This is a genomic window from Tenacibaculum sediminilitoris (assembly GCF_964513795.1).
GTDB classification, from domain to species: Bacteria; Bacteroidota; Bacteroidia; order Flavobacteriales; family Flavobacteriaceae; genus Polaribacter; species Polaribacter sediminilitoris.
The window spans coordinates 1-14,254 of the sequence record NZ_CAZEQR010000007.1; the positions used below are offsets into that span (position 1 = coordinate 1).

13 protein-coding genes are annotated in these 14,254 nt (G+C 29.1%); 6 read left to right on the top strand and 7 right to left on the bottom strand.

Going from position 1 to position 14,254, the window contains the following annotated elements; all coding sequences use genetic code 11:
• The coding region (locus ACKTSW_RS02880) for a GAF domain-containing protein (RefSeq protein ID WP_408023766.1) at positions 1–307 on the bottom strand (307 nt) is incomplete at its 3' end.
• Positions 308–413: 106 nt separating this feature from the next.
• Between ACKTSW_RS02880 and ACKTSW_RS02885 the strand changes: the two genes are divergently transcribed.
• The 3 genes from ACKTSW_RS02885 to ACKTSW_RS02895 are packed head-to-tail and all read left to right on the top strand — an operon-like array spanning position 414 to position 3,514.
• Entirely contained in the window at positions 414–824 is a 411-nt protein-coding gene (locus tag ACKTSW_RS02885; protein ID WP_408023767.1) for an HYC_CC_PP family protein, read from the top strand.
• Positions 825–884: 60 nt separating this feature from the next.
• Positions 885–3,122, top strand: coding sequence for a TonB-dependent receptor (locus ACKTSW_RS02890; protein ID WP_408023768.1), 2,238 nt, complete (start codon positions 885–887; stop codon positions 3,120–3,122).
• A gap of 26 nt (positions 3,123–3,148) precedes the next feature.
• Positions 3,149–3,514 carry a heavy-metal-associated domain-containing protein gene (locus tag ACKTSW_RS02895; protein ID WP_408023769.1) on the top strand — a complete coding sequence of 122 codons (366 nt, stop codon included), beginning with the start codon at positions 3,149–3,151 and terminating at the stop codon, positions 3,512–3,514.
• Positions 3,515–3,553: 39 nt separating this feature from the next.
• Here the strand turns inward: ACKTSW_RS02895 and ACKTSW_RS02900 are convergent, their stop codons facing one another.
• The 3 genes from ACKTSW_RS02900 to ACKTSW_RS02910 form a co-directional block, all read right to left on the bottom strand.
• Positions 3,554–4,390 (bottom strand): pseudouridine synthase, encoded by an 837-nt coding sequence (locus tag ACKTSW_RS02900; RefSeq protein ID WP_408023770.1) that lies wholly within the window; start codon positions 4,388–4,390, stop codon positions 3,554–3,556.
• Between the two features lie 107 nt (positions 4,391–4,497).
• The gene (locus ACKTSW_RS02905; RefSeq protein WP_408023771.1) at positions 4,498–5,121 is read right to left on the bottom strand and encodes a response regulator; all 624 of its coding nucleotides are present in this window, start codon (positions 5,119–5,121) and stop codon (positions 4,498–4,500) included.
• Positions 5,114–8,023 (bottom strand): ligand-binding sensor domain-containing protein, encoded by a 2,910-nt coding sequence (locus ACKTSW_RS02910; protein ID WP_408023772.1) that lies wholly within the window; start codon positions 8,021–8,023, stop codon positions 5,114–5,116. The genes ACKTSW_RS02905 and ACKTSW_RS02910 overlap by 8 nt, the downstream gene beginning before the upstream one ends.
• A gap of 122 nt (positions 8,024–8,145) precedes the next feature.
• Here ACKTSW_RS02910 and ACKTSW_RS02915 point away from each other — a divergent pair, with 122 nt between their 5' ends.
• From ACKTSW_RS02915 to ACKTSW_RS02925, 3 genes are all read left to right on the top strand, one after another.
• Positions 8,146–8,925, top strand: a complete 780-nt coding sequence (locus ACKTSW_RS02915; protein WP_408023773.1) for a TlpA family protein disulfide reductase — start codon at positions 8,146–8,148, stop codon at positions 8,923–8,925.
• 382 nt (positions 8,926–9,307) lie between these two features.
• Positions 9,308–11,596 carry a T9SS type A sorting domain-containing protein gene (locus tag ACKTSW_RS02920; protein ID WP_408023774.1) on the top strand — a complete coding sequence of 763 codons (2,289 nt, stop codon included), beginning with the start codon at positions 9,308–9,310 and terminating at the stop codon, positions 11,594–11,596.
• A 2-nt stretch (positions 11,597–11,598) separates the two neighbouring features.
• Positions 11,599–11,775 (top strand): hypothetical protein, encoded by a 177-nt coding sequence (locus tag ACKTSW_RS02925; RefSeq protein WP_408023775.1) that lies wholly within the window; start codon positions 11,599–11,601, stop codon positions 11,773–11,775.
• A gap of 78 nt (positions 11,776–11,853) precedes the next feature.
• Here the strand turns inward: ACKTSW_RS02925 and ACKTSW_RS02930 are convergent, their stop codons facing one another.
• From ACKTSW_RS02930 to ACKTSW_RS02940, 3 genes are read right to left on the bottom strand one after another with little or no spacing between them, the layout of a single operon-like run.
• A complete protein-coding gene (locus ACKTSW_RS02930) occupies positions 11,854–12,771 on the bottom strand; it encodes a geranylgeranylglycerol-phosphate geranylgeranyltransferase (RefSeq protein WP_408023776.1) in 918 nt (305 codons plus the stop codon).
• A gap of 9 nt (positions 12,772–12,780) precedes the next feature.
• Positions 12,781–13,707: a mevalonate kinase family protein gene (locus tag ACKTSW_RS02935; protein ID WP_408023777.1), complete on the bottom strand. Its 927-nt coding sequence runs from the start codon at positions 13,705–13,707 to the stop codon at positions 12,781–12,783.
• Positions 13,708–13,758: 51 nt separating this feature from the next.
• Complete coding sequence (locus ACKTSW_RS02940) at positions 13,759–14,253, bottom strand: toxin-antitoxin system YwqK family antitoxin (RefSeq protein ID WP_408023778.1); 495 nt, start codon at positions 14,251–14,253, stop codon at positions 13,759–13,761.
• Position 14,254 lies beyond the last annotated feature (1 nt).

Consider the following 14,254-nt stretch of genomic DNA (forward strand, 5'->3'; position numbering starts at 1 on the left):
CTTTCCATCCACATGAAATGTAATTGTCTTGTTCGTTTACGTCTTGAACTACAAATTTTTCATTACTAACAGCAACTTGACCACAAATTCCTTTTCCAAAAGGAATGATTGTATGTTCTGTAGGTTCTCCATTAAATTGGGCTAATTTTAATTCTTCTTTATTTCCATTCTTAAAGTAGAAGCCAACCCAGTCGTAGTAAGAAACTTGAGAAGCTAGATAGTCACAAATTTCCTGTAGTTTTTCTTCTTTTGAAACTTTCTTGCTAACTATTGTATCTATATTGTTTTTTAATTCGTGTAAGTTCATAAAAAATATTTTTATCTTGTTCGTAAAGAGTACTTAAAGCTTACAAAAATAGCTGTATGAATTGTGATAAAAAACAGATTTTTAATTTTTTGTATGTTTGTACCATATGAGAAAATATTTTTCTAACATAGCATCCACATTATTAGCTTTAGTTGTATTGTTTTCTACATTTTCTTTTAATGTAGAAAAACATTTTTGCGGTGATTTTTTAGTAGCTGTTTCTTATGTAGGAGGTGTTGCTAATTGTAATGATTTAGAGGAAGATAGTTGTGAGAGTAAAATTATAGAAGCTTCATGTTGTAAAAGTGATGTTGAGCTAATAAAAGGTCAAACTCAAATTCAAAAATCTTCAGTAGAAAAAGTAGTCTTTACAAAGGCTACTTCAATAGTTACTCCATACGTTTATTACAAGTTGTTATTTCAAAGTTTAGAAAAACAGTTCAATCCACATAAGTTATATATACCACCCAAACTGTTTTTAGATATACAGATACTTTACGAAGTTTTTATCATATGATTTTAAAATTCTATTTATAAGTGAATTAAGAATTATAAAATACAGTGCGATAGATAAAAAATGAAAAATAAATTTTTAATCAGTATATGTTTACTGATACCATCCATGTTATTTGCTCAAGAAGTATTAACTGGAACTATTAAAGATAAAAATAATCCAAAAAAGAATTTAGGAATTTTCGGAGCCAATGTGTATTGGTTACATACGAGTGTTGGAACTATAACGAACAAGAAAGGAGAGTTTAAAATTCCATATAAAAAAGAATATCAAAAGTTGGTAATAAGTTTTGTTGGTTATAAAACTGATACGATAACAGTTAATCGTTTAAGTCCTGTTCGCCATTATTTAACGGAAAGTAATATCTTAGAGGAGGTGGCTGTTTCAGCTAAAAAAAGTTCAACTCAGCGATCGTATTTGCAAACACAGGACTTGGTAACCATTAATAGTGATGAGTTGTTAAAAGCGGCTTGCTGTAATCTATCCGAAAGTTTTGAAACCAACCCATCTATTGATGTTAATTTTTCTGATGCGTTAACAGGAACTAAACAAATTCAAATGTTGGGTTTAACAAGTCCATATTTGTTAATTACTCAAGAAAATATCCCATCAATTAGAGGAGCAGCACAAGCATTTGGATTAACCTTTACACCTGGAACTTGGGTAGAGAGTATTCAAATAACCAAAGGAGCAGGTAGTGTAGTTAATGGTTTTGAAAGTATTTCAGGTCAAATAAATACCGAGTTAGTAAAACCATCAACTAATCATAAGTTTTACCTTAATGCTTATGGAGCAGTAGGGGGTAGGTTAGAGTTGAATACCCATTTTAATCAAAAAGTGAATAAAAAATGGCAAACAGGCTTCTATGTTCATGGAAATTATAGAGGAGAAAAGTTTGATAAAAACAACGATAATTTTTTAGATAACCCATTAGCAGAACAAATTAACGTGATGAATCGTTGGCAATACACCGATGCTCAAAAAGGTTGGGTTAGTTTTATCAACTTTAGGTATGTAGACGATTCAAAACAAGTAGGAGAAATTAACTTTGATCCAGAAAAAAACAAAGGTTCAAATACAGTCTGGGGAAGTGAAATTAAAACTAAACGTTTTGATACATCGTTGAAAATAGGGTATGTTTTTCCAGACATGCCATTTCAAAATATGGGGTTTCAAGCGGCTTATAGTAATCATAAACAAGATTCATATTTTGGACTTAGAGACTATAACATTCTGCATCAAAGCTTTTATAGTAACTTCATGTTTAGCTCTATTATTGGAGATACTCGTAATAAATTTAAAATAGGGGCTAGTTTTACCTATGATAAGTACGATGAATTTGTTAGTACAGCAATGAACCCGAATTTTGATAGAAAAGAAAACTCTGTAGGTGCATTTTTTGAATACGCTTATGATAATGCCGATAATTTAAGTGTTACTGCAGGGCTTCGATTAGATTATCATAATTTGTTAGGAACTTTTATAACCCCAAGATTGCATATGCGTTATGTTCCTTGGGGAAGAGGTGTGTTAAGAGCTTCTGTTGGAAGAGGAAAACGAAGTGCCAATATTTTTGCAGAGAATCAACAGCTTTTTGCTTCATCAAGAGCAATTACTATTGAAAACGCAGGCGGAAATATTTATGGTTTAGATCCAGAAGTGGCTTGGAATTATGGAGTGTCTTTTTTACAAGGGTATAAATTATTTGGAAGAAAAGGGGATGTAACAGTTGATTTTTATCAAACAAACTTCTCAAATCAGGTGATAGTCGACTGGGAAAATCCACAAGAAATTTCTTTCTATAATTTAGAAGGAAAAAGTATAGCCAATAGCTTTCAGATAGAGATGAATCAAAACATTATTCCATACTTTAACACACGATTTTCGTACAAGTTTTATGATGTTTCTACAGGTTACAAATCAGGAAACTTAGCGAAAGCTTTACAAGCAAAACATCGTTTTTTTGCTAATATATCTTACGAAACAAAAACGGAAGAAAGTGATGCTAGTTGGAAGTTTGATGTAACCTATAATTGGATTGGAGAGCAACGCTTACCCAATACAAATAACCAGTTACCAACGTATTCGGATAGCTATAACTTGTTAAACGCCCAAATAACAAAAGTGTTTTCAAAAAAGTTTGAGGTGTATGCTGGAGCTGAAAATATTACAAATTATAAACAAAAAAATCCTATATTGGGAAGTGACAATCCGTTTGAAGCAAATTTTGATACTACAATTATATATGCACCAGTTTTTGGGAGTAACTTCTATGCAGGATTACGATTTAAAATAGATTAATTAATAAAATAAAAGATAAAGAACAGATGAAAAATATATTTTTATTAGCAGTTGTTTTAGTATTAAGTACATCGGCATTTGCTCAGAAAAAAAATGCTAAAGTTTCTTTTGAAGTAGATGGTGTTTGTATGATGTGTAAAAAACGTATTGAAAAAGCAGCGTTAAAAACCAAAGGGGTCAAGTTTGCTAAATGGGATGTAAATACTCACAAATTAAGTTTAATTATTGATGAGCGTAAAACAACTACAGAAGTGGTAAAGAAAAGTATTGCGGGTGTGGGGCATGACACAAAAGAGTTTAAGGCAACCACAGAAGTGTATGATAATTTACATGAATGCTGTAAATATCGTGATGAACAAGTGCAGCAAGATCACCAAAAAACAAAACAATAAAAAAACAAAATCCCGAGTATTTAGCTCGGGATTTTGTTTTTATAACATTTGTAGTGTGTTAATTTCTTGTTGTGTTAATTCACGCCATCTGCCACGAGGTAAGTTCTTTTTGGTCATGCCAGCAAAAACTACTCTGTCAAGCTTGATAACAGTATATCCGAAGTGTTCAAAAATTTTACGAACAATACGGTTTCTACCAGAGTGGATCTCAATACCAACTTCTGTTTTACGTTCTCCTTCTACATAAGATACAGCATCGATAAATACTTTTCTTCCTTCAATAATAACATCACCACGTAATTTTTCTAAATCAGCAATGCTTAGTTTTTTATCTAACGAGGCATGGTATAATTTACGAACGTTATGTTTTGGATGTGTTAGTTTTTTTGCTAATTCACCATCGTTGGTAAACAATAATAAACCGGTAGTATTTCTGTCCAATCTTCCTACTGGATATATACGCTCATTTGTGGCATTTCCTACCAATTCCATTACAGTTTTACGACCACGATCATCTTCCATGGTAGTAATGTAATTTTTAGGTTTGTTTAGTAAAACGTAACGTTTTTTTTCCATAGAAATTAACGTTCCGTCAAAGCGAACTTCGTCACCAGGTTGTACTTTGTAGCCCATTTCTGTAACTAACTTACCGTTAACAGAAACACTTCCGTGCTCTATATAGGTATCTGCTTCTCTACGAGAACAAATTCCTGAATTAGAAATGAATTTATTTAAGCGAACTCCTGTGCTCTCAGTTTTTTTCTGATCAGGTTTGTTGCTTTTTGGTTTTTTGAAGTCTTTTTTGAATTGATTTTTTCCTTGAGGATTACTATTGCCTCCAGCTTGTCGTCCTCTCGACGAGTTTTTTGAATTCATAATTAAATTTTAAAAAGTGTGCAAATTTACAGTAATTATTTGGAGAAAAGATGGTAATGAAGTTTTATTTTGTTTTTTTAAGGTATAGAAAATGAGTTGATTAGTTTTTAATTGTTTTTCGCCCCATATTTTAGCATAATTTCCTTTTTGTTATTAACCTGAAGTTTTTCATAAATATTGCGGGTGTGAGTTTTAATGGTGTTTATAGAGAGGTAAAGTTCTTCTGCAATAGAAGCATAACTTTTTCCTTTAGCAAGCAAGGTAAGTACTTCGTTTTCTCTTTCTGATAATTCTTTTTCATGGGGTGATTGAAACGATTCTACTACTTTTCTAGCTATATTACTGCTCATTGGGGCACCTCCATTTCGTGCTTGTTCTAAAGCGTTTATTAACTCTTTAGGTGTTGTGTTTTTGTTTAAGTAGCCAACAGCTCCAACACACAAAGCATCAAAAATATATTTTGAATTTTCATGTACAGAAATTATAATAGGTAAAATAGTTGGTACTATTTTCTTTGTTTGTTTTATAGTTTCAATCCCGTTAATACCTCCTAGTTGAATGTCAACCAACATAATTTTAGGTTTATTTCCTTCTTTTATAAAGTTAAGAGCTTCTTCTCCAGATAAAAACGCACCACTTACTTGAAACCGATCAGAAGAATTAATAATTTCTTTAAACGATTCTAAAATACTTTCGTGATCTTCAATTATAATAATATTAAGTTTACTCATGGTGTTCTTCTTTAAGGTTTCCTGTAAAAGTTACAGTAACTCCATTATTTGTTTCAATGTTAATTTGTTGATGTAAAGAGCTTGTTCTATGCTGCATGTTTTTTATACCGTTTAAACGATTTAATTCATCCGGTTTGAACCCAATTCCATTGTCTTTTAAGGTTATTTTTAATAGATTGTTTTGTAGTTTAAAGGTTAAATAAACTTTAGAAGCTTTACTGTGTTTTAATACATTCGTCATAGCTTCTTTAAAAATTAAAACAAGTTGTTTACTCCAATAAAAAGGAAGAGCAATTTTTTTATTTGAAAAGTTAGGAGTAGAGTAAAAAGTTATGGAAGAATTTTCAAACAAGTTTTCTCCAAAGTCGTTTAAATATACTTGTAATTGATGTAAATCATCATTTTTGTGATCTAAAGACCAAACAAAGTCTTTCATACCATGGTATAAATAATCAGCGTCTTTTTTTATTTGTTTTAACTTTTTTTCTTTGTTTTTAGTTTCTTGCGTGTAATTATGATCAATAAGCATGTTTGACGTTATAGAAATACTAGCTAGTTTATTTCCTAACTCATCATGAAAATCTCTGGCTACATTTTTTCTTACTTCTTTTAATGCTTTTTGAAGTTTTTCCTTTTCTGCAATGTTTTTTTTAAGTTGAATATTTTTATGAATACTTTTTTGCAAACCTAAAAAGAGAAGAAAAATAAAGCCACCAAGTACTAAGACGGTAATTGTTATATAAAACCAAGTTTGTTGATGCCATGGATATATAATTTTAAATTTAAAAAAATTGGTTTCTTTCCAAGTACTTAAATTATCTTTATACCTAAATTTAATTTGATATTTACCTTGTGTATTGTTATTAAAATTTAAAAAACTTGAAGTCGTCTCTACCCAATTGTTGTTGTTTAGTTTATACGCAACTTTCGTGGTTTCTGGGTTTATAAAATTAATTGTATTTAAATAAAATGAATCTTTATCTTGTTTCACAAGAAGTTTAGTATTTTGCTTTGGAGAAAAAGGATTGGCATTACTTATTCTAAATAATCCCTTATTTCCAGTTACATATATAAAGTCATTTTGTTCAGTAATTTTAGTAGCAAAAGAAGAGTATTGCCCTAAGTTCTTATCAATACTACAAAAAGTGTTTTTTGTATAAACATTAAGTCCTCTTTGTGTAGCAATCCATAAAATGCCGTGAGAATCAACGTATAAATCGTTAATGTGGTTACTAAGTAGCCCTTGTGTTGTAGTGTAGTTTTTTGTCTGTGTTGGAGTAATTTTAAATACTCCTTTGTTAGTAGCTACCCATAAAGTATCTTTATTAATTACTATATCGTTAAATTCACTAGCAAATTTCTTATTAATAAGACTCCATTCTTTAATAGATTCTTTAGAGTTAAGGTTAATTTCAAATATTCCACCTTTTCCATATAGTGCTATTAGTGCATTTTTATATTTTAGTACATTTTTTATGTTAGCATCATAGGTAGTTTGAATAGATATTTTCTTATTGTTAAATCCAGAAATGTTTAATTCATTTTTATGTAAAATAATGTTTACTGTATCATTTTTAAATTCAAAAGATTTTGATATATCATAGTTTATTTTATAATTATTCAATTTATCGTATGACGGTTTACAAACACTTGAAACTAACGTGATTTCTTTTTTTTGATTGTTCACTTGAAGTTTTTCTGAGATAAACGGGCTTACATATTTTGATTTAATTTTACTATTATTAAACTCATAAATTGTATTTAAGGAAAGTAAAACAAGTCCTTCATTTAATTTTTCAATGTCTTTTAGGTCAGGGTTTTTAAAGAAGTCTTTTCCATAAAAAGTATTAGCTTTATTGGGTATAAAGTAAATTCCTTCACCATAAGTGGTAATCCATAGGTTTTTATCGTTGTCAAATAAAAAATCGGAAATTAAACTATTGATAGATAGTTCTTTAGATATGTTTTTTAAATGGAGGTTGTCCCAGTTGTATTTGTATAGTTTCCTAGTGCTATCTATATCGTTTTTAGCAACAAAATAAAGATTTTGATTGATTACTTGTAGTTGGGTTATTTTACTGTTATTTACATTAAGTTGTCTTTTAGCAATGAGTTTTTTAGCTTTATTAAAAACATAAATAGTGTTATAAGAAGCTGCAAAAAAATAACCGTTGGATTTTGCAACAGTGTGTATTTGGATTTTGTTTACCTCATGGAGGTTTATTTTTTCAAGTAAATTATTCTTTTTCTTTAAAACATAAATTCCTTTAGTAGGTGTTATATTAGTAGTATTTGTAGCTTCAGAAAAAAAGTATATAGTTGAGTCAATTTTTTTTTGACTCATAGGAATGACAGTATCTTTTCTAGTTGTCTTTTTGAAACTTAATTTAACCTGTTTAGAAGTTTTGTCTCTTAGGATATTAGCCAGTTTTTTTGATTGATCTTTAGTATTGTAAAAATAAAAGGCCCCATTATTAAAATCAGCTAAAAGAATAGAGTCATTTACTCTATGAATTTTCTTGACTTTTGTTGTCTTTCGATTTTCTGATTTAATTGGATAAATACTATCGTTTTTTAATTTATGAACACCAGCTCCCCATGTAGCTATTAAGTATTCATTAGGTTTGTCTTCTATTATGTCTATGACATAATTAGATAGAAGTCCATTTTCATAAGTGAATCTTTCAAAAGAAGAACCATTAAATTTAGCTAGCCCATCATCGGTTCCTATCCAAATATATCCGTTAGAGTCTTGAATTATTTGATAAGTTATATCATGAGGTAAACCTTCTTCAACAGTATAATGCTTATAAATAGGTTTTTGAGCAGAGCCTGTTTTGTAGCCAAAAATAAACAAGCAAGTAAAAAATAAGACTTTTATGAGTGTAGTGCTATTCTGCATATGTGTTAAATAAAGGGTATACAAATATCTGTAAAAAAAAACATTTAAAATCACCCTAAATAGGTGAGTAATGTATTATGCCTTCTAGATACTTTTATGGAGGTAATTTAAAAACTAGTATTATGATTAGAAATTTATTTTTAATAGTATTTATTTTTTTTAACGGAATAGTATTGGGACAATCAGTTTCTTTAAAAAAACCAAATTACTTATTGGTAGCAAATAATAAAATAGTTACTCAAGAAGAAATAAATAAATATTATAAATCAGGACTTATAAAATCAATGAATAAAGGTGTAAGTGATGAATTTAGAAATAAGTTAGTAGGTGTAGTAGGAAAAGATATTGTAGGAAAAGAGTTTATTATTTGTTTTGAATTGTATCCTGAAAATGAAAAAAATATACGCGTTAGTGCAACTAATATAATAAAAAGCAGACCTAATAAAAATGAAGGGTTTATAGTGAAAGAAGGTATAGAAGCTCCAGATTTTGTTGTACAGATGTTAAATGAGAAAAAGTACCAACTTTCAAAGTTAAAGGGGAAAGTTGTGTTAATAAATTTTTGGGCAACATGGTGTGCTCCTTGTTTACGTGAGTTTTATGATATTCAACCACAAATACTTGATGATTTAAAGGACAAGGATTTTATTTACATTCCTATTTCAATAGGAGAGAAGAAAAATACTGTTCTAAAAAAAATGAGACAACTAAAAGAAGATAGGATTGATTTTAATGCAGGTATTGATTTTCAAAAGAAAATATGGGATAAATATGCTGAGAAAACAATACCTAAAAGTATTGTTATAGACCAGAAAGGATATATAAGACTGCTTATCTCTGGCGGGGCAGAAGAAAATATAAAAATTATAAAAAAGAAAATAGATAGTTTACTACAGAGGTAATATTTTATTTTATTCTGAAAATAAAAAATCACCTATTAAGGGTGAAAGGAGCCACCAAGTACAAAGTTACCTTTGTTATAGTCTCTAACTCTTATTTTAATAAGGTTTAAGTTTAATATAAGTATTGTATAACTAAAATGAATAACTGTGGTAGTATGTCCTAGCTGTAAGTTTAATGTACTAAGAAGAAAGAAAAGAAACTTTCTTTTTAAATTAATTCCATATTCTAAAATTTATAAATGTTACAGGTGTAAAGTAACATTTCTTCAAATTAAAAAATTTGCAACTACTATTTCTTAAATGAGATAATTTAAAAAATCACCCATTATGGGTGATTTATAAAATTCGAAGTCAAAATACTTTTGCTCCAAAATATTAAATCATGAAAAAAACACTACTTTTCTTATGTTACTTTTTAAGTTTCATTTCTTATGCTCAAAATACGTATGTTCCTGATGATAATTTTGAACAAGCATTAATTGATTTGGGACATGATGATGTACTTGATAATTATGTAGTAACGGCCAATATTAGTTCTCTTAAAAGTTTAAATGTAGCAAGTAAAAATATTACAAATTTAACAGGTATTGAAGATTTTACTTCTTTAGAAGATCTTACTATTTTCTTTAATCAAATAACAAGCTTAGATTTAAGTAATAATAGAGCTCTTATTAACTTATCTGCAAATAATAATGAATTATCTAATTTAAACTTAAGTGAGAATGCAGCTTTAAAATACCTTTCTGTCTCTGCCAATCAATTAACAAGTTTAGATATAAGTAAAAGTATAGTATTAGAGTCTTTTTATGGAAATAACAATGAGTTGGTAGAACTTGATTTGAGCTCAGCGATAGCTTTAAAATATTTTGTTGCAGATGATAACCAACTAACAAGCTTAAATGTAAAGAATGGAAACAATAGTAATGTTGTTACTTTTTCTGTGAAAAACAACCTTAATTTAACTTGTATTCAGGTAGATGATGAAATGTATAGCCTTATAAATTGGTCAAACTATAAAGATAATACTGCAGCTTTTAAAGAAAATTGTAGTATGTCTACTATAAAAAATAGTTTTTTAGGAAATGTAACAGGGAGCTGGAATGAGTCATCTAATTGGAGCTTAGGACATGTACCTGCTGAAAATGAAGAAGTGGAAATACCTAGTACAGCTAATGTAACCATAGGTAAGAGTTCTTTCTTTAAAGTTAAAAAAATAACAAATGAGGGTACCTTAAACCTTTTAGGAAAACTCACCATTTCTAATGAGTTTATAAATTTAGGAAGATTTACATATAACTCTACAGGTTCTTTATTAATGTCTAAAGTAAGCGGTAATGGAAACCTTATGTTTACTAAAGATACTTATAAAGGAAATTCTTTAGATCCTACTAAGTGGTATTTGTCTTCTTTTCCATCATTAGGAATTACTGCTCAAGAAGTAATTGCTAACTCTACTTTAGCAACAGGTACTAGTACCAATAAAGGTATAGCTATTTATAATAATTCATATACAGGAGGTACTGGATGGAATTACTTTAATACCCTTTCTCAATATTTATTGAATCCAGGAAAAGGATTTGCTGTAAAAATGGCTTCTATGTCTTCTAGGTATTTAAGAAAGATACAAGAAAATGTAGATGCATCTTTCTTACTATCAAACTTTAATATAAGAACTTATAAAGGAACTCAAAATGGCTGGAACTTAATAGGTAATCCATATGTAGCTTCTATACCCGCTAATAGTGCTTCAGGTAAAACAAATAACTTTTTGGCTGCAAATGGGACTAAATTTGACCCAGCTTATGCTGCTTTATACTTTTGGAATCCTGATACGAATTCATATGATATTGTTAATAATGCAACAAAGGCAACATATATTAAGCCTATGGAAGGTTTTTTTATAAAAATAAATGTAGATGTTTCAAATGTGGATTTTCAAACAGGAGCATTGGTTCACCTTCCTACTAGTTACACGGAAAGAAGATTAGACTCTTTAACAGAAATAACACTTACTGTTAGAACAATAAAAGATAAACAAAAGACAGTTGTGAAGTATTTACAGGGTGCTACTGATGGGCTAGATATAGGATATGATGCAGGAACATTCAATGCACATAAAAAGGAACTGTCGATTTATACAAATTTAATTTCCGAAAAATCAAATACTCAATTCTCAATACAATGTTTGGCGAAAAGTAAAATAGAGAATAGTATTGTTCCTATCGGTATTAAAACTACAGATGGAGAAGAATTAACAATTAAAGCAGCTATAAATCAATTACCAGATGGAGTTAGAGTGTTATTTGAAGATAAGCTAACTAATACGTTTACAGATTTAACAGACGAAGCATCTGAATATAAAATAATACTTAAGGAAAAAGAAAACAACAAAAATCGTTTTTATTTACATACAAAAGCAAGATTATCACCTGTCAAAGATTTTTCAAAATCAGATATTACTATAGTAAAAACAGGGTTAGATAAAATTCAAATTAAAGGATTAAAAGAAAAATCAAAAATTTTTATATATAATTTACAAGGAAAATTAATTCAGCAAAGCAATGTGAATAAAATTGATAGTAGTATAACTTTACCAATGTTGGCTAAAGGAATGTATGTTATAAATATAAAATCAGAAAATACAGAAGTTACTAAAAAAATAATTTTATAGAAATGAAGAGACAAGTTGAGAGTTTAAATAAACAAACAGAAATAACAAGAAAAGAAGCTCTAAAGAAAATAGGTAACTATGGTAAGTATACAGCGCTAACAGCATTAGGAACCTACATGTTGTTAAACCCAAAAACAGCACAAGCTCAAAGTCCAGAAAGTCCTGGTAAAGATTTTTAACTACGTTTATATTGAAGGGAATAAATGTGGATTACTAAAGCTCCAAGCTATTGTTTGGGGCTTTTTATATGGTTTTATTTAGTCTAATACCTCTACTACTTTATCTAGAATCAATGATTTGTCAATGAAGAGTAAGCTAAAAACACCAATTAATAATAGTATTTTTAAAATGTTATGAGCCAATCTATATTGGTTGTTTTGTGTTGATTTCCATATGTAAAAACCAACACAAATTAAAGTAATAGCGGCTAAATAAAAATAGTATTTCATATACTCAATAGCAGGATAGTTAAATAATATACCTATTGGAACCAAAGTTAGTACCATTAATAAGATGATTAGTTTTTTTGCGCTCTGTTCTCCATATTTTATAGGAAAAGTATTGTAATTATTGACAATAGCTCCTTTTATATTTTCTAAATCTTTAATAAGTTCACGAATCATAATGACAAGAAAAAGAAAGAAAGCATGTATAAAAATTACTTTTGAGAAATTTTTGTAGTATACAAAAACTACAAAAAAAGGAAGTATAGTTAAAACAGTAGCGGTTATTAACCCAACTAAAGGATGTTTTTTTAATTTATGAGAATAGAACCAAATTCCAAAAATATATATTGAAAAAAATAAAGCTGCTCGCCATGAAACCAACCATCCAAAGAAAAAACCGATAAAATTTAAAGTAAAATATAAAGTTAGTTTAGTTTCTTGTTTTACATAAGAATCTAGTCCTGTTTTTATAGGTCTGTTAATAATGTCTGCTTTCTTATCATAAAAATTATTGATAATATAACCAGAAGCAACAACTGAAACAGTAGCTATGACTAAATACAGTAAATGCCAATCAAAAACTATGGGTTTTACTGATTTTGTATCCGAGAAAATAAAAATAGCAGCTAAATATTGAGCTGCTATTAATACTAAAATGTTATAACCTCTTATAACTGATAAAAGGCTAAATATTTTTAAGAATAAGGTGTTTTTTTTAAACGTACTCATAGTATCATTTTAAAAGCGATACACCAGTTCTAATTTATAGTCTTTTAAACTGTTTTTTGCTTTTTCATAATCTTCGGTAAAGCCTAAGATATAACCACCGCCACCAGAACCACAAAGTTTTAAGTAATAGTCGTTTGTTTGTAAACCTTTTTCCCAAACTTTATGAAAAGCAATAGGAATCATTGGTTTAAAATTCGTAAGCACCACCTTAGATAGTTTTTTTACATTGCCAAAAAGTGATTTAACATTTCCTTGTAAAAAATCTTCAATACAAGCATCTGTATGTGTAGCAAACTCTTCGCTAATCATTTTTCGGAAACCTTCATTTTTCATCTTATTCATAAAGATAGTTACCATAGGTTCAGTTTCACCAACTTGCTCAGAGTCTAATAAGAAAACAGCTCCTTTACCTTCTTTTTGAGAAGGAATTCCAGCAGGTTCTATGTGTTCTTTCGAGTTAATTAAAATAGGTAAACTTAAATATGAATTTAAAGGATCTAATCCCGAACTTTTTCCATGAAAAAAAGATTCCATTAAAGAAAAAACCTGTTTTAAAGTTAAGAGCTTATCTCTGGTTAGGTTTTCTAAAACGGTAATTTTACTATTCGCGTATTTATCGTAAATAGAAGCTACCAAAGCACCAGAGCTACCTACTCCATAACCTTGCGGGATTGATGAATCAAAATACATTCCTTCATCAATATCTTTTTTTAAAGATTCTAAATCAAAAGAAACTATTTCAGAGTTCAAGTTAGCTAAATAGGTGTAAAAATTACCCAAACTTTCATTTGATTTTTTAGCTTCTCCAGTTAAGTTTTTAGCAGATTTAAGAGCGCCTTTATAAGAGCTAAAAGGTATCGCAAGCCCTTTAGAGTCTTTTATAATTCCATATTCTCCAAAGAGTAATATTTTTGCGTAAAATAAGGGTCCTTTCATAGGTGTTTTAATTACAATGCAAATATAGTAGTAAAAGCACTAGTTTACAAACTAGTACACGTTTTTGTAAAAAGTTTTCCATACACCAACTTTTTCATTGTTGCGATATTTACCTTTCGTTTCTATTTTACCATTTTTATAAAAGGTTTTCCATATACCCTCTCTTTTACCATCATTATATTTTCCTTCTTCTTTTAACTCTCCAGATTCGTAAAAGACTTTTCGTACCCCATGGAGTTTGCCTTTTTTATAATTGGCTTTATGAAAAGGCTTTCCGTTAGGGTGATAGTAAATTACTAAACCGTCAAATACTTCTTCATTAGGCTTATTTGTTAGACTAAAACCTTCCATTTGAATTTTACCGTTCTTGAAATAATCTATAATCCAAAAACCATTGTCCATTTTTTTCGGAGCAGGTCTGTAAAACTCATGAGATCCTTTTGTTGTTTCTTGCCAGTTTTTGTCAAACCAAACAGTTTCTTGAGCAGCGACTAAATTGGTTATAAAACCAATAAAAATGGCTATTATTATTGTTGAAGTTTTCATA